The sequence below is a fragment of the Paraburkholderia antibiotica genome (genome assembly GCF_012927125.1).
Taxonomy (GTDB): Bacteria; Pseudomonadota; Gammaproteobacteria; order Burkholderiales; family Burkholderiaceae; genus Paraburkholderia; species Paraburkholderia antibiotica.
In genome coordinates, this window is sequence record NZ_JABBFZ010000030.1 from 1 (window position 1) to 20056 (window position 20056).

A 20056-nucleotide genomic window follows, 5' to 3' on the forward strand; every position below is an offset into this window, starting at 1 on the left:
CATCAACGCATTCGGGAAGTAGTGCGACCTGCTTGCGGTCTTCGCCTTCAACGAATCGCTTCATGAGTCACCCGGTCTCAGTGCGTTGATTCAGTTTAGGCGATCAATGCGTTTTCACACACTCTGGACCCATAAGAGACAACGATCTTTCTACAAAGCGGCCATTAGACTCGGCGACGTTTGCAACTCAAAGCAGGAGTAGCAGCGCACCGAAGAAAAACAGGAAACATCCTGTAGCAAACTGGGCTTGGAGAAAGCTGTGCCATCCTGGATAACCATATGGCACCGGTTGGGAGTATCGGGTCGGGATAGGCAGGCGCAAAATCCAAGTGCGCAAGGCGTGTGTGAACGCGAGCACGCCTCCAGTCAGGATAAATAGCGAAAACGTCCGAGACGTATCGAACGGAATCGGAATGTCAAGTACTTGCATCACAATGGGCACAAGCGCGCCTAGTACCAAAAGTCCGCATAGCAAACGATGGAGCAGAGTAAGGCTTGTCTTTAACCACATTGGCGCATTGCTCTCGCCTTGAGGTGGAGGCGTCCAGGCCATTCTGTTTGGCGGATGGGGTCCGTGCGTGGGGACAGGATTTGGCCGTGATTTGAATTTAACCTCATCTCATGGTCCACCGCCTGATTGTTTACGATTCCGGGATTCCCGTCGAGTGTCCAATTCTGGCCGAGGTTGTGTGAGAACGCAAAAGTGCTCGGTTTTCGGGTGTCGTTTTAACCTTCCCAAGTCACTGCCAAGCCAATACAGCGCGATCTGGAGGGCCGATTTTTTTGAGAACCTCATTCAGCACGCGTTTTCACACAACCTCGGCCCGTTGCGTGCCGCACGCAGTTGCTCATGGCGCTGTTCGGGACATGCTGTGGCGAGCGGCGAATCGCTGCCACCAGCGGGTCAATTTTTCATACCCTTCCATTAATGAAACGGCTTCCGGTGCCTGCATGAAGCAGGCAAACATTGGCGCGGCGTACAGGTCAGCAAATGTCACATCACCGCCGATCAGAAACTCACGGTCGTCGGACAGCCGGGTCAGTTCAGATAGACATACAGCGGCACGCGGTAGCGCGGCGGCGATCTTGTGTTCATTGGCTATCCGGCCTTCGCGAGCTGAAACCACGCGTTCCACGTATATGTCCCAAACGAGCGTTCGGTATGCATAGGCGTCCAGTATCCCAACGATCTGGTTTACCTTCGCGCGGGCCCTAGGATCTGCCGGCTGCAGTTTGCATCCGGGAAAAGCGTCATCGATGTAGCCAACGATCGCGCCTGTCTCGTAAAGATGGAAATGGCCATGCTCAAAGGCCGGAATGCGGCCGAACGGGTGACGCTTCAGATGCTCCTGCGGAACCCCCGTCTCTGCGAAGACATCCACTTCGACCAGGTCATATTTGACCTGCTTCTCTTCCAGCGCAAGCCGGACGATCCGCACATAGACACTCCATGCGGCTCCGTATAGTTTCACCACTTCGGTTGTCGGCACAGCTTCGCCCCAGTCGCGCACGAGAGGCGCGGATACGACAGTTTATTTTAACGAAGCCTGCGATCTCCAATTCGGCGCTGCCAATCGGTGTTCGCACACAGCAGATTTGTCGACGATCTATGTGCAGAGGGCGAGTGTCCCTTCCTGGCCGCACGGAGCCGAATGAGCAGCGAGCACAGACTTGCGGATTCAACCGGTCGATGCAACGATTTGGTTAAATCGCTCAGCCGGCGTATCGAAGTCTAGTGTTTTTCGGGGACGTTCGTTGAGCCGCCTGGCTATGGCATCCAGCCTGGCCTGTGAGTAGGCAGATAGATCAGTACCCTTGGGGAAGTATTGCCTCAGAAGCCCATTCGTGTTTTCGTTCGAGCCGCGTTGCCAGGGATGCTGTGGGTCGCAGAAATAGACCTCAATGTCGGTTGCGACAGTAAAGCGATTGTGGTCGGCCATTTCCGAACCCCTGTCCCAGGTCAGCGATTTATATAGCTCCCGAGGTAACTTGTTGGCGTGTCGTATCAGCGCGTCAACCACAGCCTCAGAATCCTTACTGGCCACTTTCACCAGCATCACGAATCGACTTTGACGTTCGACGAGAGTTGCAATCTGGCTCGTCGCGTTGCCATAGAGCAAGTCGCCTTCCCAGTGCCCGGGTATTGCGCGATCCTCCGCCGTCGCGGGGCGTTCACTGATCGACACGGCGTCGCGAATGTTCGTGCGGCCCTCCGTTTTCAGTGTGTGATGACGGGACCGGCGCATGGTTCGGGATCGTCGCAAGTGCTCGAGCAATTCCTTTTTCAGGGCGCCGCGAGCTTGAATATAGAGGCTCCGATAGATTGTCTCGTGCGACACCAGATAGTCCTTGTTGACCGCATAAGCATGTCTGAGCCAACCAGCAATCTGCTCAGGGGACCACTGCAGATTCAGCTTTGCAGCGATAACTCGCGCCAGCGTCTGGTTTTGCACCAATTTGCAAACCTTCGGCCGACGTGCCCGCTCCCAGGCGAATGCATCCGCCTGGCTTGCTCGATAGCCTTGGCTGCCTCCGTTGCGCTGCAACTCGCGACTTATAGTGGAAGGAGCGCGCCCCAGCCTGGCTGCTATCGATCGAATCGATAATCCGGATACCAGAGAGCGGGAAATCTCCTCGCGCTCCGCGAGCGTCAATGCCTGTGGTGCGCGGTGCCTTTGCGGCGGCTGGATGCCACCGTTCTCCGATAGTATCCGCTGAATCGAAGAATGGCCTCGATCAAACAGTTTGGCAATCTGATGAATCGTATCGCCCTTGCGCCATCGGTCCCACATCAGCGCTCTCTGGGTCTCGGAGTAATAAATTCTCGGTCGCTGCTTCATTTGCAACACCTCCGCTGATCACGCAGATTCTAGGTGTTGCATCGACCGGTTGAATCCGCCCTCAACTTTGGTCACTCAACAACAGATTTGCCGTTGTGACGGTGCAGTATTCCGAGTCCATGTTGGCTAGGGACATCGCGTGAACATCGTCGGCGCTTCGTGCGGTCCCGCTCCAGTCGGTGCGGGCAAACGTGAAACATCCGTCGGCAACGAGATAGGTCTGGAAACCAAGATTGCCAGCCATACGAACCGTCGCCTCAACTGAATTGTTCGTGATCACACCCACTACAACCAGCGTATCGAGGTTACCGTTGCGGAGCCGGGCTTCAAGATCGGTTCCGATGAAGGCACTGTTGGTCTGCTTCGGGATAACGGGCTCGCCATTCATCGGGGTGAATTCTGGCTTGAATTTGTGCCCTGGCTGCCCCGGTCGATAGTGAGAATTTGCGTCGGTGGAATCGTGCCGGACATGCCATACCGGCCAACCCTCGCTGCGCCATCGCGCAAGCAACCTGCTAATTTGCTCTTCAGCATGGGGATTGTTTCGCACGCCCCAACTCGGATGGTCGATCGCTTGCTGTAAATCAATCAGTAGCAGCACGGCACCAGCAGAAGGACGGGCAACTAACATCGGACTCTCCAAGTCTGTTGAGGCGGGCAACTGTTCCAGATTGTCAACGAAATTGGTGGAGCGGTCGACCGGCCGCTTTTGGCCGATACTGTTGAAAAAGTCGCTGCGCGGCCTGAGCAATCAGCAACCGATAAAATCGACCTCTCAGATCGACCCGCAAGCCGCCCGCGAATGTTGGTCAAGGGTGAGAAGACCCCCAAAAGTCTCGCGAGACACACGGTTAGCGACTTTTTCAACAGTATCGGCCGATTCGTGCCCGACGCGTTTACCCCTGAACGACCCCTCAACAGACCTTCAGGTTTCCCGAAATCGGCCGTTGACATGGCAGAAAAAGCCGTTTTGTCACGTGCGAGGCATCGTGACGGTTGCGTACGATCAGCCTATTCAAAGTGAGGATTCAATGAGGATCGATGCAAAGCGTGTGACAGCAGCACTGCTCGCCTGGGCACTCCTGGCGGTCGCAGACGTTGACTTTGCAGACAGCAACGCAAGCCCGTCTTTCACTCCTGATCCGAAGATCGAACAGATGGCGCAAGCTTATGCGCAGGGTGCTGTCGACTTCGCAGCAAAACAATTCGCCGTCAAACTGGACTGGTCGGATGCGAGCATAGCGAACGTCGAGAAGGTTTTGGCTCAGCTGAATTCCTCGTACACCAGCACCGCTCCTAAGCCTACCGACGAGCAAGTCATGTCGTTTGCAAAGGGCTTTGGAAGTTACGTGGGAGAGGTGTATCGCCGTAACCATGGAGGCGAATGGGGTATGGTCACGCTCGGCGGAAATCGCTTTCCCGGGCTGCAAACCGCCTCGGGTACGAACTTCTGGCCGTGGGCACGAGCATTCAACCGGATTACAAAGGGTTCTGAAAACAATATTGCCGACTACTACGGTGCGTTGCTGAAGAAATAAGAGGGATGTTGCCGACGGTCCAGAAGTTGATGTCGACTGTGCGCTCCTGGCCAACCCCCAGACGGCTATACTCATCGTCAATTTCCCTCAGACATTGACCCAGAGAAACATGAGCCTGCATACATACATGCTCTTCATTGGTGCGAGCCTCGTTCTATCTCTCGTCCCCGGACCCGATATGTTGTTCCTGCTCGGGAGGACGATTGCTCAGGGGCGTGCGGCAGGGTTGTGTGCTGCGTTCGGAATTAACCTCGGTTCCTACGTGCATCTGCTCGCGGCTGTAACGGGTCTCTCGGCGCTGGTATTGGCATCCGCGACGGCATTCACTGCCGTAAAGTGGGCGGGCGCGGCTTACCTCATTTACCTGGGCTGGGGAGCATTGCGCTCCAGCGGAGTCGCCCTCCCTGTCGGCGATACCAGGAAAAAGGCTCTGCGCCTCATCTTCTGGCAAGGCTTTCTCAGTGATGTCCTGAACCCGAAAGTCGCTCTTTTTTACATCGCATTGCTTCCTCAGTTCATGAGCGCACACGACCCGAGCCCTGTGAAACATCTCGTTGCGTTGGGCGTGACTGGCAATATGGTCGGAATATCCATGAGCATCACTTACGTTTTCCTTGCGGCGAGAATGACAGGCGCATTTCGTCGGAACCAGGCTATTTCTGCCTGGTTGACCAGGAGCATGGGCGCCTTGTTCGTCGGGCTGGGTCTGAAGCTGGCAACAGAGAAAATCTGATGACGCTTACCGACTTGTTGCTGGTCTGGTAAATGATGCCGAATGAGTCAAACCACTCGTACTGAGTTCTACAGTCTGCGACGTCGAATCCCAAAGGGAGCACGAATATGAGCGACACGAGCGTCAAAATCTGCGCGATCCTGGTGATGGCCACCATGAGTTGCGGTTCGATCCCGGCTGTCGCGCAAACGAATGTCGGTGCGACAGCGCAGCCGGTGGCGCACTCGACATCGCGGCTTCAGAACAGGCCGGATAGTGCGGTGAGTCGTGACGTCCGCAGCGCCCTTGGGCGGGCACCGAACGTGGATGCATCAGGGATTCGGGTCAGGGCGAGCCTCGGTGTCGTGACGCTCACGGGATGGGTGCCTGAGCCCAGGCAGATCGCGCTCGCCGGTAATACGGCAAGATCGGTGCGCGGAGTCCGGTCGGTGACGAATCAGTTGACCGTGCGGAACAGTCGTTAGACCAACCCGCCAGCCGCCAAACAAGCGAGGCCACCTCCGCAGCCCCGCGCAAGACGCAACAAAACTACACCGCCAACCTCAACGCCTGCTCAAAATCCCCAATCAGGTCGTCGATATCCTCGATCCCCGCGGACAGGCGCAGCATGCCGTCGGAAATGCCCATCGCCTTGCGCGTTTCCGGACCGGCTTCGAAAAAGATCGTCGGCGCGACGGGAATGATCAGCGTGCGCGTGTCGCCGAGACCGGTCGCCTTGATCGGCAGCTTGAGCGCATTGACGACGTCGATCATGCGATCCGCGTTGAGCAATTCGAACGACAGCAGCCATGACGCGCCCTTGAACAGCGCCTGCGCCACTTCGTATTGCGGATGGCTCTTCAGGCCCGGATAAAACACATTGCCGATCGCCTTGTGTCCTTCGAGAAACTTTGCGAGCGCGAGCGCATTGTCGCTGCTTTGCTTCACGCGCAACGCGAGCGTTTCCGCGCCCATCGCGATCGTGTGCGCCTGCTCGGACGACAGTGCCGCGCCCATGTCGCGCAGGCCTTTCTTGCGGATCTGCAGCAGCCCCTGATCCTTCGCCGCCGAGCGTCGGTAGTCGTCGGCGATATTCGGGTACGCGCTCCAGTCGAACAGGCCCGTATCCGTCACCGCGCCGCCGAGCGCCGCGCCATGACCCGCGATGGTCTTCGTCAACGAGTTGATCACGAGGCTCGCGCCGACCGCCTTGGGCTTGAACAGGGCGGGCGAGGTGATCGTGTTGTCGACGAAGTACACGATGCCGCGCTCGCGGCACACGTCGCCGATACCTTGCAGATCGGGAATCTGCGTGCCCGGATTCGCGATGGTTTCGACGAACACCATGCGTGTATTCGGCCGGATCGCGTTCTTGACTTCGTCGACGTTGCACGCATCGACGGTCGTGACTTCGACGCCGAGCGTGCGCAACGTGCCGAGCAGACTGTTGGTGTTGCCGAACACATAACGGCTCGACACGAGATGATCGCCCGCGCGCAGCAGCGTGAGGAACGTCGCGGTGATCGCGGCCATGCCGGTGCTGAAGCAGATCGTGCCGACGCCTTCTTCGAGGCTGGTGATCTTGCGCTCGAGCGCGGCCGTCGTCGGCGTGCCTTGTCGCGCGTAGTTGAAGCCGCCTTTCTTCGTGCCCTGGAACACGCCGATCAGGTCCTCGACGCGCTCGAAGCCATATTGCACCGACGTATGAATCGGTTGACGCAACGCGCCGTGCTCGGCGCCCGCGATTCTGTCGCCGTGAACGATACCCGTGGTGAAACCCTGCTTGTCCATTCCTTCTCCGCTTTTCAGGTCAATTGCTTTGCGGCCGATTATCGCCTGTAACCGAGAGTCCGCGAAGTCCCGGCGTCCCGCTCGACGACCCTCAAGCCTCCAGCGCCAGCGTCGCGAACGTCGCCAGCCAATGCTCGCCCATATAGTCGCCGGCCACGTGCGGCAGCGCGCTTTGCAGATGAAGCTCGGCCGCATCGAGTAGCACCTTCGCGCGCACGTCGCCGGCGGGCAGCGCCCGCGCGAGCGAGCGTTGGCACCACGCGCGGCTCAGATTGAGGCCGTCCAGATGCGCGATCTTGCCGTCGCTACGATCGGTGACGGTGACCGGTTCGAACAGCGTCGCCGGTTTCTTCGCGCCGAGGTCCGGCAAAAAACGCCCGAACCAGGCGGCGAATTGCGCGGGCGGCAGCACGCGTCGCATCAACTCCGCTTCCATCAGCGACGGCGACAGAAACTCGTCGCCGGCCGGCTCCCATGCCTGACACGCGACGTCGTTCAGGAACCAGCGTTCGGCGGTGTTGACGATCAGCGCATCGAGCGAGTCGCGCGAAGTCTGCCGCGCGAAGTCGAGCGTCAACGCGAGCGCGAATGCCATGTTGAAGTGCGTGCCGACGCGCAGCGGGTAGGTCGCTTTCGGCAGGAACTCCTCGAAGCGGTCGACGAACGCCTCGGTGAGCGGCGCGAACGTTTTGGCCCAGCGCGCGGCCTCCGAGATCTTCAGCGACTCCAGCTGCGCGCTCAGCGCGAGCAGCCATGCCCACCCATATGGTCGTTCGAAGCCGCGATTGTGCGGCAGATCGAGATACGCGCGCTCGCCGGCGACGTTCTCGGCGGTGAAATGCGCGTCGACCACCGCGACGATGCGTGCAGCCTCGGGCAGGTCGGGAAAGCGTTCGAGCAGATGCAGGATCAGCCAGTAGCCATGCACGCACGAATGCCAGTCGTAGCTGCCGTAGAAGATCGGATGCAGCGCGCGCGGCCCTTGCACGTCCTGCGGGCCGGCGAGCGAGTGGGTGAGCTTGTTCGGATATTCGCGGGTGAGATGCGCGAGCGCGACGTTGGCGAATTTCGACGCGAGATCGTGGGTGAGCAGGGTGGTCATCGGCGGGTCCTTGGAGGCGGAGGGCGGACGGTATGACAGTATGGTGTGGACCGTCGGCAATAGTAAAGCAGTCGGCCATTGCGTCCCATGCATGTCGATTCGCGCGGTCGGATCTGGCCGCTCCGGCAGTCCGGCCTACAAGATGGCGATATCTACGGTCGTGATGGTCGTCGGCGAGCCGCCGAAGCTCGACGGCTCGCCGATCGCGTGGAAACCAGCCGATTTTTGGGGGAATTGACGCACGATTGACGGCAGGTAGCGCCGCGACCTGCTCACGTCGCGCAGACTTCTGGCTATCCGGCTCGATGCAGCAACGAGCAATGAATCCGCACGGCCGGTGCTTTTCTATCGGCTCAATCCGCGTTGCGCTGTCAAGTCCAGCGGTCAGGCGCCGCCATACGTATTCCGGACGGGCCAGTTCAACGTATTGAACGCCGCTGCGCCACTGTTGATGGTCGGCGCGGCAGCCGACGCAATCGGCAATGCATGCGGGCACGGATGCATTTCGCTCGCCTTGCGCGGTTGTGTCAGCGTCAGCAGTGGCGACAGATCTGTCGCAATCGCGAAACGTTCGGTGTCGAGCAACGGCGGATGGGTTCGTCCGGCGATCTTCGCGAGCGTCGCGGCAATGGCCAGGTGATCGTGAAACGCATGGTCGATCGTCGCCTGCTTGACGTATGGCGACACCACGATCGCCGGAACCCGAAAGCCATACCGGTCGAACCGGAAGCCGTTTTTTGTCAGCGCGGTTGGAGGCGTGCGCTTCAGTAGCGGCATGTCGGGGACGTGGTCGCGATCCGGAATCACATGATCGAAAAAACCGCCGTGTTCGTCGAATACGATCAGCAGGATGCTTTCTTCCCAATACGGCGACGCGAGGATCGCGTTGTACATCTGCTCGACGAGCGCTTCGCCTTTGCGCACGTCGCCGCAGGGATGCATCGACTCTCCGCCGCGGAAGCTGTCGATCGGGCTGTAGGTCGGTTCGATGAAGATGAAGCAGGTATCGCCGAGCCGGCCACTTTGCAACGTGTTCATCAGTTCGACGTGATGCAGGAAGCGCCCGGGATGCGCGTCCACGCCTCGCAGCGACCACGACTGCGGCAGGTCGCCATGCGCGACGAGCCATTCGGACGGCGTCAGACGTGTGAGCAGCGAATCGCTGCCGTTGCCGAACTTCGAACCATCGAACAGACTCGCGGCGATCGTCGTGCCATTGCTCGGCGAATGGTCGAGTCCCCACGATGTGCCGGCGAGCGCGAAAAAGCGGTTCGGCCACGTCGGTCCCGGCATCGACGCGAACCAGCGATCGCAGACGGCGAATTGCTGTGCGAGGAAGTTCAGCACCGGCAACTGATCGGGCGTGAAGCCACGCATGCCGGTCGGGACGTCGTAGCCGTATAGCGCGAGACTGCACGCGAAGCCGAGATCGTTGGCACTCTTCGCGAGCGGCGGATACTGGCCATTCTGCAGATTGGCCGCATCCTTCACCGCCTGCGCGAGATAGGCCTGTGCATTCGTCGGGCCGCACATTTGCACGAGCGTGTCGGAGAATTCATGGCCTGGATCGAACCCGAGCCGGTACTGCGCGCCGGGTGCGATCGGCCGCACGTGGCCGTTCGTGTCCACGTTGCCGAATTGTGCTTTGCCGACGAGTCCATCCGCTTGCGTCGGCACACCGTCCGGTGTCCAGCCGCGCAGGTCCGACCAGCCGAACAGATTGTCGTAAGAGCGGTTTTCCAGCATCAGGACGAACAGGCGCTTGACGTTCTGGATCGTCGACATCGCATATCTCCACGATCCGTTATTTGAACGCGTCGGCGAACTTGTTCGCGCCGTACGGCAGGAACATCGCGGACCCGGCTGCGAAGAATTTCCACGCGTCGTTGGCGCCGTCGAGCGGCCGCCCATTGCACAAGGCCCAGATCACGTAGAAACCGATGCCGATGAAGAAGGTGCTGAAGACGATCAACCCCATCAGCGCAATGAGCCGCGACGCGCTCGGCGCCATCGGCGGCAACTGGCCCGCGGCGGGTGGTGGCGTGCCGGCAGGTAACTCCGCCTCTTCGGATAACGCAAGCCCGAGATTCCAGTTCTGCTTGCGCAGCGCACTGATCACCGTCATCCAGCTGATCAGTAGAACCAATGCGGCCGCGATCATGATCGTGGCGCTCGTGCCGCTGCTCATCATGACGGAAGGCGATTCCGCCGGCTGCGATGCGGGCGCGTTGTCGGCAAACGCCGACTGACATGCGATCACACCTGTCATTACGAAAAATGCATTTCGCATTAATCGACTGAGGTGCGTATTTAGCGGAAAACGCACGAAACAGGTGCGCGCGAACTGACTCCGAAGATATATCCCGTTCATCGTGATTGCCCCGCCTTCTTTGGTCGTGTGGATTTTTTCGCTTATCTCAATGTCATTGCATGGATTTATTCAGGAAGCATGGATTTTCCCTTTGTCGATGCGTATGCGCGAAGTTCGTCGTCGTGCACGCTTCAACAGGAAGGGTGTCGTGGCTCAGATTCCCGATTTCTTTTCTGTGATGCAATTGTTGCCGATCGTCGATATGGGTGCCATCAAGTAAACGCACTATTGACCGCCTGTTTTCAAAAGAATCTAATTGACGACTTTATTCGGAGGCGGATTTGCTGCGGCGCGGCGGACTATTTGTCATTCTGGTTTTGTCTGTAAAGACTGAAAACAGAAAGATTGCTCGTGAAATGCGGAGAAACATACGGGATTTGAATCGATAGATAATCATCGGCGAATTATTTGAAAATTCGAATTATCCCGGGACGAAAAGTGATGAGGGTGAGCTTTTCGAACGCACTGATTTTCCAGCAGCGCGACTCAAACGGATGAGTGCCGCGCGAGCGGCATCCGGAAAGCGGAAGACGTCGGGTGGAGGCGTGACCTTGCTATCCTCCCTCCATCCCCGCGGCCGTCAACAACCTCAACTGCTCCAGCAGCTTCACCGCCGGACTCGGCAGAATCCCTTGCCGCCGCCGGAACGCGGTCAGCGTGCGCCGTCCGACCACGCCGGGCACCCCGAGCGTATCGAACACGCCGGCCTTGCTTTCGGTCACGTACATCGTCGACGCCATCCAGCTCAGAAAACCCGAACGCGCGACCAGGCTCTTTAACGCCGTCACCGAGCGCGTCTCGACGACCACGTTCGGCAGCCTCAGCCCGCGCTCCGCAAACACGCTCTGCATATGCTCGAACGGCCCCGTGCCGCGCGGCGGAATCGCCCAGCGCTCGTTCAGCGTGTCGGCGAGCGTGAGGTCGGGCTTGCGCCGCAGCGGGTGATCGAGCGCGGCCACCACGTAGCTCGCGTCCTCCCAGCGGCAATCGGTGATCGCCGTGATCTCGTCGGTGTCGGGCATCGCCCGGCTCAGTGCGAGATCGATCTCGCGTTTGACGAGCGCATCGGCGAGCCGGTCCCACACGCCCTCGATGATCTCCACGCGCAGATTCGGCCATTTCGCGAGCACGCCGCTCACCGCGAGCGGCAGCACGAGGCTCGTGATGCTGCCCACCGCGCCCACCCGGATCGTGCCGCGCGCGAGGCCGCGTAGCGCGTCGATTTCCTCGCGCGCCTGCTCGGCTTCACGCTGCAGCAGGATCGCGTGCGGCAGCAGCGCCTCGCCGACCGCGGTCAGATGCATGCCGCGCGAGTGTCGCTCGAACAGCGGTGCGCCGACCTGTTCCTCGAGCCGGCGAACAGTCCGGCTCAGCGCCGGCTGCGTGATGTGCAGCGCTTCGGCGGCGCGCCCGAGGCTGCCGCTCGCGACGATCGTCGCAAACGCCTGCAATTGCTGAAGGTTGTAAGTCATGCCGAAAGGTAATGCCTTTTTGCAATTTAGGCAATTTTCGGTTACCCCAGTCGTCGCGATAATGGCCGTTCGAATTCACGCGCTCACACGACAGGAGACATCGTATGACAGGCAGCGCGCCGCAGCAGAATCACGCCCAGACAGTCGAACAGCGCATTCAGGATGGTGCGTCGGGCATCGCTTCATGGACCGTGCGCGACGCGGTCATCGACTTCGCGCGCCGCGTCGGCATGACGTCGATCTTCGCGAACCCGGGCTCGACCGAGCTGCCGATGTTCCGCGATTTCCCCACCGATTTCCGCTACGTGCTCGGCCTGCAGGAGGCGGTGGTGGTCGGCATGGCCGACGGCTACGCGCAGGCCACCGGCAACGCGGCGCTCATCAATCTGCACTCGGCGGCCGGTGTCGGCAACGCGATGGGCAACATCTTCACGGCGTTTCGCAATCGCACGCCGCTCGTCGTCACCGCGGGTCAGCAGGCCCGCTCGATCCTGCCGTTCGATCCGTTTCTCGCCGCGACCCAGGCAACCGAACTGCCGAAGCCCTATGTGAAATGGAGCATCGAGCCGGCGCGCGCGCAGGACGTGCCGCTCGCGATCGCGCGTGCCTACGCGATCGCGATGCAGGAGCCGCGCGGCCCGGTGTTCGTGTCGATTCCCGCCGATGACTGGGATCAGCCGGCCGAACGCGTGCCCGATCGCGAGGTCGCGCATGTGATGCGTCCCGATCCCGCGATGCTCGAGCGCATCGGCGCGGTACTCGACGCGTGCGAGCGGCCCGCGTTCGTGGTCGGCGGCGCGGTCGATCGTGCCGACGCGGCTGCTGAAGTGGTGCGGCTCGCCGAGCGGCATCGCGCGCGCGTCTACGTGGCACCGATGACGGGGCGCTGCAGCTTCCCCGAAACGCATCGGCTGTTCGCGGGCTTCCTGCCGGCGATGCGCGAGCGCATCGTCGAATTGCTCGGCGCGCACGACGCGATCTTCGCGATCGGCGCGCCGGCGTTCACCTATCACGTCGAAGGCAAGGGGCCGCATGTGCCGCCGGGCGCGCAGCTGTGTCAGCTGATCGACGATCCGGCGGTGGCGTCGTGGACGCCGCAAGGCATCGCGGCGGTCGGCAACGTGCGGCTCGGCGTGCTGGATCTGCTCGCGCGCGCCGCGCCGAAGGAGCGCGAATTCCCCGCGCCGCGCGCGGTGCCGCCGCGTGCGCTGCCGCCCGCGCAAGGCGAGCGCATGTCGGTCGCGTTCGCGTTGCAGACGCTCGCCGAAGTGCGCGATCCCGACGGCATCGTCGTCGAGGAAGCGCCGAGCTCGCGGCCGGTGATGCAGACCTATCTGCCGATCTCGCGCGCCGGCACGTTCCTGACGATGGACAGCGGCGGCCTCGGCTACGGCATGCCGGCCGCGGTCGGCGTCGCGCTCGCGCGGCCGGGCGAACGGGTGATCGCGCTGATCGGCGACGGCTCCAGCATGTACTCGATCCAGGCAATCTGGAGCGCGGTGCAGATGCAGTTGCCGATAACCTTCGTGATCCTGAACAACACGCGCTATGCGGCGCTGCAGGACTTCGCGCCGGTGTTCGGTTTCGCGCCGCACGAGCCGGTGCAGGGCACGGATCTGCCGGGGCTCGACTTCGTGACCATTGCCGCGGGCATGGGCTGCGCTGGCGAACGGGTGGACGAAGCGGCTAAACTCGCCGGCGTGTTGCGCGACGCGCTCGCGGCGGCCGACGTGAAGCAGGGGCCGACGCTCGTCGAAGTGGTCGTCGCGTAACGCGCACTTCCGATTCGAAACAAGGAGAGAAACGATGAAAAACGTATCGATGCTGATTGCCGGCGAACAGGTGCAGGCGCGTAACGGCGCGACCTTCGAGCGCCGCAATCCGCTCGACGGCGAAGTCGCGACGCGCGCGCCGGCCGCCACGGTCGACGATGCGGTCGCCGCTGTCGACGCCGCCGCGGCGGCGTTCCCGGTGTGGTCCGCGCTCGGCCCGAGCGAGCGTCGCGCGTTGCTGACCAAAGCCGCTCACGCGCTCGAAGCGAAGGCCGATGCGTTCGCCGCGGCGATGGCCGCGGAGACCGGCGCGTCGGGCATCTGGGCGGGCTTCAACGTACATCTCGCGGCGGCGGGTCTGATCGAGGCGGCCGCGCTCACCACGCAGATCGCCGGCGAGCTGATTCCGTCCGACGTGCCCGGCAGTCTCGCGATGGGCGTGCGTCAGGCCGCCGGCGTGGTGCTCGGCATCGCGCCGTGGAATGCGCCGGTGATTCTCGCGGTCCGTGCGATCGCGCTGCCACTCGCATGCGGCAACACGGTGGTGCTGAAGGGCTCGGAGATCTGCCCGGCCACGCATGGCCTGATCATCGAGGCGATGCAGGAAGCGGGTCTGCCGCGCGGCACCGTGAACTTCGTCACGAACGCGCCGGCCGACGCCGCGCGCATCGTCGATGCGATGATCGAACATCCGGCCGTGCGGCGCGTGAACTTCACGGGCTCGACGCGCGTGGGCCGCATCATCGCCGAGACCTGCGCACGCAATCTGAAGCCGTCGGTGCTCGAACTCGGCGGCAAGGCGCCGCTCGTCGTGCTCGACGATGCCGACATCGGCGCGGCGGTGGATGCGGCCGTGTTCGGCGCCTTCGCAAACTCCGGCCAGATCTGCATGTCGACCGAACGGATCATCGTCGACGACAGCATTGCCGATGCATTCGTGGAGAAACTCGCGGCGCGCGCGAGCGCGTTGCCGCTCGGCGATCCGCGCAACGGGCCGGTCGTACTCGGTTCGGTGGTCGACATGAGCACGGTCGAGCGCTGCAATGCGTTGATCGACGATGCGCTCGCGAAGGGCGCGACGCTCGTGTGCGGCGGCAAGAGCGACACCACGCTGATGCCCGCGACGCTGCTCGATCGCGTGACCCCGGAAATGCGCATCTATCGCGACGAATCGTTCGGTCCGGTCAAGCCGATCGTGCGCGTGAGCGGCGAAGAAGCGGCGATCGCCTGCGCGAACGACAACGAGTACGGCCTGTCCGCCGCGGTGTTCAGCCGCGACACGGCGCGCGCGTTGAACGTCGCGAAGCGCATCGAGTCGGGTATCTGCCACGTGAACGGCCCGACCGTGCACGACGAAGCGCAGATGCCGTTCGGCGGTGTGAAGTCGAGCGGCTTCGGCCACTTCGGCGGCAAGGCGGGGATCGCGGAATTCACCGATCTGCGCTGGGTCACGCTGCAAACCACGCCGCGTCACTATCCGTTCTAAGCGAGGAAATCACGATGCGTGACGCTATGGATATCGCGATTCTCGGCGCGGGCGCGATGGGCTCGCTGTTCGGCGGCCTGCTTGCTGAGGCGGGCCATCGCGTCACGCTCGTCGATATCGACGATGCGCATCTCGATGCGATTCGCCGCGACGGCCTGCATCTGACGACGGATGCGGGCGCGCGAGTGGTCAGCGCTTTGCATGGCTGCCGTCCCGAACAGGCCACTGCCGCGCCGGAATTGCTGATCGTTTTCACGAAGACGATGCACACGGAAACCGCGCTTACGTCGGCGCGAGCGCTGCTCGGCGAGCATACGGCGGTGCTGTCGTTGCAGAACGGTCTCGGCAACGTCGAGCGGATTGCGCGCCACGTGCCGCGCGAACGCGTGATGGCCGGCATGACGACGTGGCCCGCCGACAAACCCGGCGCCGCGCAGGTCAGCTCGCACGGCTCGGGCGAAATCCGTCTGATGAACGCGGACGGCGAATTGCACGCGCATGTGCGGCGTGCCGTCGATGCGCTGAATTCGGCCGGCCTGAACTGCGTCGCGGACCCCAACGTGTGGTCCGCGATCTGGGAGAAGGTCGCGTTCAATGCGGCGTTGAACAGCCTGTGTGCGCTGACGCAATGCACGGTCGGCGAGTTGTCGAACGTGCCGGATGGCGAGGCGCTGACGCTGAAGATCGTCGCCGAGGTCGCGACGGTCGCGCACGCGAGCGGGATCGCGTTCGACGAAGCGCACGTGGTCGACAACGTGCGCTTTGCGCTCGCGAATCATCGCGCGCATCGGCCATCGATGTTGCAGGACGTGCTGGCCGGCCGCAAGACCGAGATCGAGGCGATCAACGGCGCGGTGGTCGAAGCGGCTCGCGCGGAGGGCGTTTCAGCGCCGTGCACCGAAACGCTGCTGCACCTGGTGAGACTCGTCGACGCGCGCGCTTCACGTTAATGCGCGCCTGAATCCGCAACGAATCCGGCGCAAGACCGGAAGGATGCTGGGCCCGAAGTCGTGCACGAACGTGATGGCTCGGGCGCGAATCGGAGAGGCCACGCGCATGCCGCGCCGGCCATACCGACGAGCAAAGAATCGATAAATGCGCACGCAGCGCAAAAACCATGGAGACAAGCTGATGAATTACGTTCCTCCCGCTTCGGCCGCGGCCTCGACCGCGCGCGACGACGCGGCTCTCGCCGGCATCGCGCGCGGCGGCAGCGCGGTCGACATCGGCCATGCGCTCGACGACGGCCCCTATACGCTGCTGCAGAAAATTGCGGTGGTGCTCGCGGCGCTGTCGATCGTCGTCGATGGTTTCGACAGTCAGCTGATCGGCTTCGCGATTCCGATGCTGATCAAGGAGTGGGGCATCACGCGCAACGCGTTTGCGCCGGTGGTCGCGTCGGGGCTGATCGGCATGGGCATCGGCAGCGCGTTCGCGGGGCTGTTCGCCGATCGCTTCGGCCGACGCTGGGCGGTGATCGGCAGCGTGTTCGTGTTCGGTGTCGCGACCTGTTCGATCAGTCTCGCGCCGAACGTCGCGGCCATCGCGGCACTGCGCTTTATCGCGGGGCTGGGCATCGGCGGCGCGCTGCCGACCTCGACCACGCTGACCGCCGAATTCACGCCCGCGCGTTTTCGTACCTTCGCGGTGACGGCGACGATTCTGTGCGTGCCGCTGGGCGGCATGGTCGCGGGTCTGTTCGCGGGTCAGGTGTTGCCGGTGTATGGCTGGCGCGGCCTGTTCGTCGCGGGTGGCGTGCTGCCGCTCGTGCTGGCGGTCGTGTTGCTGTTCGCGTTGCCGGAGTCGCCGCGCTTTCTGGCGCGCCGTCCGCAGCGCTGGCCGGAACTGGTGAAGCTGCTGCGCCGCATGGCGCGCGACGTGTCGGCCGACGCGACTTTCACCGACTTGCGCGAGCAGGGTGCGGAGCAACACGTCGGCTTCACCGCGTTGTTCCGCGATGGCCGCGCGCGCGACACCATCGCGATCTGGGGCGCGTTCTTCATGTGCCTGCTCGCCGTGTATGCAGCCTTCAGCTGGCTGCCGTCGATGCTGACGAGCGAAGGCCTGAGCGTGTCGCTCGCGGGCTATGGACTGAGCGCGTACAACCTCGGCGGCGTGATCGGCGCGGTGCTGTGCGCGCTCGCAATTGGCCGCTACGGTTCGCGCTGGCCGCTGCTGCTGTGCTGCGCGGGCGGCGTGGCGAGCGCATGGATGCTGGTCGGCGTCAGCGCGACGCAGCACACCACGCTGATGATCTTCGGTCTCGCGCTGCACGGCCTGTTCGTCAACGCGGTGCAATCGACGATGTACGCGCTGTGTGCGTACGTCTACACGACCGGCGTGCGCGCCACCGGCACCGCCTCCGCGCTCGCGTTCGGCCGCGTCGGTGCGATTCTGAGCGCGTTCGCGGGCGCGGCGGTGATTACCGCGGGCGGCGCGTCGGGTTATCTGCTGATGCTCGGCATTGCGATGGCGGTCGTGATGATCGCGCTGGCGGTCGTGCAGCGACATATTCCGCGCGGCGGTGCCGTGCGGGCGCGCTGATCTCACGCTGAGCAGTGGCCTGATCATGGCCTGGGCGTAGCGCAGTCTCTCGCGATGCGTTCGCATCGCGAGGACGGCTTCGCCCGATCCGAATTTCCCCTCAATTTTGCGGGCCGCGCGGAGAACATCCGCGCGCGCCACGGATGCCGCACGCCTGTTCGATCAGGCCTACCAACTAAAACAAACCTTCAATAAGGGTTCACGGAGACTATGAAACTACGGATTGCCGCAGCACTGATGTTGTCGGGTATCGGTACAGCCGCGTATGCGCAGAGCAGCGTGACGCTGTACGGCATCGTCGATACGGGGATCGAATATGTGTCGCACGCGAATGCGGCGGGCGATAGCGTGGTGCGCATGCCGGGCATTACCGGCTCGATGCCGTCGCGCTGGGGCCTGCGTGGCACGGAAGCGCTGGGCGGCGACATCGCTGCGATCTTCACGCTCGAAAGCGGTTTCAATATGCGCAACGGCACGCTGAACCAGGGCGGCCGGCTGTTCGGCCGTCAGGCGTGGGTCGGCTTGAATACGCCGTACGGCGCGCTGACTTTCGGCCGTCAATACACGATGACGTTCTGGGCGCTGTCGGATGCGGACCTGCTCGGCCCAGACATCTACGGTGGCACCGCGTCGTTCGATCAGTATCTGCCGAGCTCGCGCAGCGACAACACGATCGTCTACAAGGGCAGCTATGCGGGCTTCACGCTCGGCGCGACGTGGTCGTTCGGCCGCGATGCGGCGGGCACCGGCAATTCGCCGGGACAGGGCACCTGCGCGGGACCGACCGCGGGCAGCGGGCCGACCTGCCGCGAGTGGTCGGCGATGCTGCGCTACGACCGCAACGGCTACGGCGTCGCCGCGGCTTACGATCAGCAGCACGGCGGCCCGGGCGCGATGGCGAACATGTTCGACGGCACCGCGTCGTTCGCCTTCACGAACCCGAGCGATACCGACGTGCGCATGCAACTGAACGGCTACGGCCATATCGGCGATCTGCGGCTCGGCGGCGGCTGGCTCGGACGACGCGTCGACACGGTGTCGTCGGCCACGCCGAACGTGCACTCCGATCAGTACTATCTGACGGCGTCGTATCTGGTGACGCCGGCGTTCATCGTCGATGGCGGCGTGTATCACATCGTCAACAGCCGCAACGATACGCGCGGCACGATTGCCGCGTTACGCACCACGTATCTGCTGTCGAAGCGCACGTCGCTCTATGCGCAGGGCGCGTATCTGTGGAATAGCGACAAGGCGGCCTATACGGTGAGCCAGGGCGGCGGCGGGACGACGCCCGCGCCGGGCGCGGGGCAACTGGGTTTGATGGCGGGGCTGCGGCATAGCTTCTGAGTGAGGGCGCGGCCTGTCGTTGCGGCTGGTGGTTGCCGTTGGTTATTGCCGGTGCTTCCGCCAGTCCATCGCGAAGCCCAGCGCGAAGTTCGGCACGATAAGCCGACGACTCAACCGCCACGAATGTAATCCGGCAACGGCCGCGCATCCGGCGTCGGAAAACCGCCCGCATTGGTTGGCAGATACTGAGTCTGGAACGCGGTGAACATCGCGGCAAAGCCATCGGCGCGCTGCACGATCACCGCGCCGTCCTGGAACGCGCCGTTTTCCTTGTAATGCGGGCCGCGCGGATTGCCCTGATTCATGTGGGTTTCGTGCAGCCCGTCCTGTTTCGGCACGAACAGAAAACCGAAACCGTAGACCACGATGCCTGCGGTGGTCGGGGTCCAGAAGTCCCGGTTATGCAACTGACCGCTGCCGTTGTCGAACGGCAGGCTTTGCGACGGCTGGCTTTCGTCGATGCTGAGGATCCCGTCGATGACGTCGTTGACGTCGGCACGGTTGCCGTTTTCATCCTTGTACGGAATCGGCCGCATCCGGTGCAGGTCGAGCAGACTGCTGTCCTGGAAGTAATCGAGCCGTGGAAAACCGCTTGTATAGAGGCCCAGATCGAGCGCCTGCAGCTTGGCGGTCAGCGGATCGTCGAAGTTGAGGTCGGCATAGAAATACACGTCGTCGTTGCCGTCTTCGCCCGGTTCGGTCGACGCCGAATTGACGACGAGATTGAACGGCTTGTTGTCGTTGCCGCTGATCGTAATCACATAGTGTGGACTGCCGACGTAAGCATCCTTGAAAGGCGCGGCACGCAGCAGTTTTCCCTTGAACATGCAGTATTCGTTCATGACCGGATAGCCCTGTCGAAGTGGGGAGGAAGCAGACAGTACGGATAACGAACCATATCGATCGATGCCGCGATGACTGCGGAAGTCGACCGAGGGAGATGACTGATCCCGTCGGGCAAGCCCTCGCGATCCTGCCGCTAGCCCGTCGTTCGCGCGTTGTCGATGCTACCTCAGACATAAGGCCGAACTTCAGATTTTTGCGGGGAGGCCTGGGTCGAATACTCCGTTCGACCTCCCTT

General features: G+C 62.4%; 19 protein-coding genes. 10 read left to right on the plus strand and 9 right to left on the minus strand.

Annotated features, from left to right (window positions below):
* Positions 1-848: 848 nt before the first annotated feature.
* The 3 genes from HHL14_RS33875 to HHL14_RS30210 form a co-directional block, all read right to left on the minus strand.
* Entirely contained in the window at positions 849-1511 is a 663-nt protein-coding gene (locus HHL14_RS33875; RefSeq protein WP_169501273.1) for a glutathione S-transferase family protein, read from the minus strand.
* Between the two features lie 168 nt (positions 1512-1679).
* Positions 1680-2840 (minus strand): IS30 family transposase, encoded by a 1161-nt coding sequence (locus tag HHL14_RS30205; RefSeq protein ID WP_169501274.1) that lies wholly within the window; start codon positions 2838-2840, stop codon positions 1680-1682.
* 61 nt (positions 2841-2901) lie between these two features.
* Positions 2902-3591, minus strand: a complete 690-nt coding sequence (locus tag HHL14_RS30210; RefSeq protein WP_329601759.1) for a cysteine hydrolase family protein — start codon at positions 3589-3591, stop codon at positions 2902-2904.
* 196 nt (positions 3592-3787) lie between these two features.
* On the opposite strand from HHL14_RS30210, the gene HHL14_RS30215 reads away from it, so the two are divergent.
* The 3 genes from HHL14_RS30215 to HHL14_RS30225 all read left to right on the plus strand — a co-directional run bounded on the left by HHL14_RS30215 (position 3788) and on the right by HHL14_RS30225 (position 5575).
* Positions 3788-4378, plus strand: coding sequence for a hypothetical protein (locus tag HHL14_RS30215; protein WP_169501276.1), 591 nt, complete (start codon positions 3788-3790; stop codon positions 4376-4378).
* Positions 4379-4505: 127 nt separating this feature from the next.
* Positions 4506-5111 (plus strand): LysE family translocator, encoded by a 606-nt coding sequence (locus HHL14_RS30220; RefSeq protein ID WP_268966664.1) that lies wholly within the window; start codon positions 4506-4508, stop codon positions 5109-5111.
* A 107-nt stretch (positions 5112-5218) separates the two neighbouring features.
* Positions 5219-5575: a BON domain-containing protein gene (locus tag HHL14_RS30225; RefSeq protein ID WP_169501278.1), complete on the plus strand. Its 357-nt coding sequence runs from the start codon at positions 5219-5221 to the stop codon at positions 5573-5575.
* 64 nt (positions 5576-5639) lie between these two features.
* Here HHL14_RS30225 and HHL14_RS30230 read toward each other — a convergent pair whose 3' ends face one another.
* A complete protein-coding gene (locus tag HHL14_RS30230; protein WP_169501279.1) occupies positions 5640-6881 on the minus strand; it encodes a cystathionine gamma-synthase family protein in 1242 nt (413 codons plus the stop codon).
* A 91-nt stretch (positions 6882-6972) separates the two neighbouring features.
* On the minus strand, positions 6973-7983 hold the full coding sequence (locus HHL14_RS30235; RefSeq protein WP_169501280.1) for a DUF2891 domain-containing protein: 1011 nt from the start codon (positions 7981-7983) through the stop codon (positions 6973-6975).
* Between the two features lie 91 nt (positions 7984-8074).
* Here HHL14_RS30235 and HHL14_RS30240 point away from each other — a divergent pair, with 91 nt between their 5' ends.
* Entirely contained in the window at positions 8075-8221 is a 147-nt protein-coding gene (locus HHL14_RS30240; protein WP_169501281.1) for a hypothetical protein, read from the plus strand.
* Between the two features lie 146 nt (positions 8222-8367).
* Here HHL14_RS30240 and HHL14_RS30245 read toward each other — a convergent pair whose 3' ends face one another.
* A complete protein-coding gene (locus tag HHL14_RS30245; protein ID WP_230413275.1) occupies positions 8368-9768 on the minus strand; it encodes an alkaline phosphatase family protein in 1401 nt (466 codons plus the stop codon).
* 19 nt (positions 9769-9787) lie between these two features.
* Positions 9788-10252, minus strand: a complete 465-nt coding sequence (locus tag HHL14_RS30250; RefSeq protein WP_169501282.1) for a hypothetical protein — start codon at positions 10250-10252, stop codon at positions 9788-9790.
* A 103-nt stretch (positions 10253-10355) separates the two neighbouring features.
* Here HHL14_RS30250 and HHL14_RS30255 point away from each other — a divergent pair, with 103 nt between their 5' ends.
* Positions 10356-10574: a hypothetical protein gene (locus HHL14_RS30255; RefSeq protein WP_169501283.1), complete on the plus strand. Its 219-nt coding sequence runs from the start codon at positions 10356-10358 to the stop codon at positions 10572-10574.
* Between the two features lie 334 nt (positions 10575-10908).
* On the opposite strand, the gene HHL14_RS30260 is transcribed toward HHL14_RS30255, so the two are convergent.
* Positions 10909-11826, minus strand: a complete 918-nt coding sequence (locus tag HHL14_RS30260) for a LysR family transcriptional regulator (protein WP_169501284.1) — start codon at positions 11824-11826, stop codon at positions 10909-10911.
* A 104-nt stretch (positions 11827-11930) separates the two neighbouring features.
* Here HHL14_RS30260 and mdlC point away from each other — a divergent pair, with 104 nt between their 5' ends.
* From mdlC to HHL14_RS30285, 5 genes are all read left to right on the plus strand, one after another.
* Entirely contained in the window at positions 11931-13598 is a 1668-nt protein-coding gene (mdlC, locus tag HHL14_RS30265) for a benzoylformate decarboxylase (RefSeq protein WP_169501285.1), read from the plus strand.
* A gap of 34 nt (positions 13599-13632) precedes the next feature.
* A complete protein-coding gene (locus HHL14_RS30270) occupies positions 13633-15084 on the plus strand; it encodes an aldehyde dehydrogenase (protein WP_169501286.1) in 1452 nt (483 codons plus the stop codon).
* 26 nt (positions 15085-15110) lie between these two features.
* Positions 15111-16034, plus strand: a complete 924-nt coding sequence (locus tag HHL14_RS30275) for a ketopantoate reductase family protein (RefSeq protein ID WP_169501321.1) — start codon at positions 15111-15113, stop codon at positions 16032-16034.
* Positions 16035-16215: 181 nt separating this feature from the next.
* Entirely contained in the window at positions 16216-17628 is a 1413-nt protein-coding gene (locus HHL14_RS30280) for an MFS transporter (protein ID WP_169501287.1), read from the plus strand.
* 210 nt (positions 17629-17838) lie between these two features.
* On the plus strand, positions 17839-18975 hold the full coding sequence (locus HHL14_RS30285) for a porin (RefSeq protein ID WP_169501288.1): 1137 nt from the start codon (positions 17839-17841) through the stop codon (positions 18973-18975).
* Positions 18976-19085: 110 nt separating this feature from the next.
* On the opposite strand, the gene HHL14_RS30290 is transcribed toward HHL14_RS30285, so the two are convergent.
* Positions 19086-19817, minus strand: a complete 732-nt coding sequence (locus HHL14_RS30290) for a DUF2278 family protein (protein ID WP_169501289.1) — start codon at positions 19815-19817, stop codon at positions 19086-19088.
* Positions 19818-20056 lie beyond the last annotated feature (239 nt).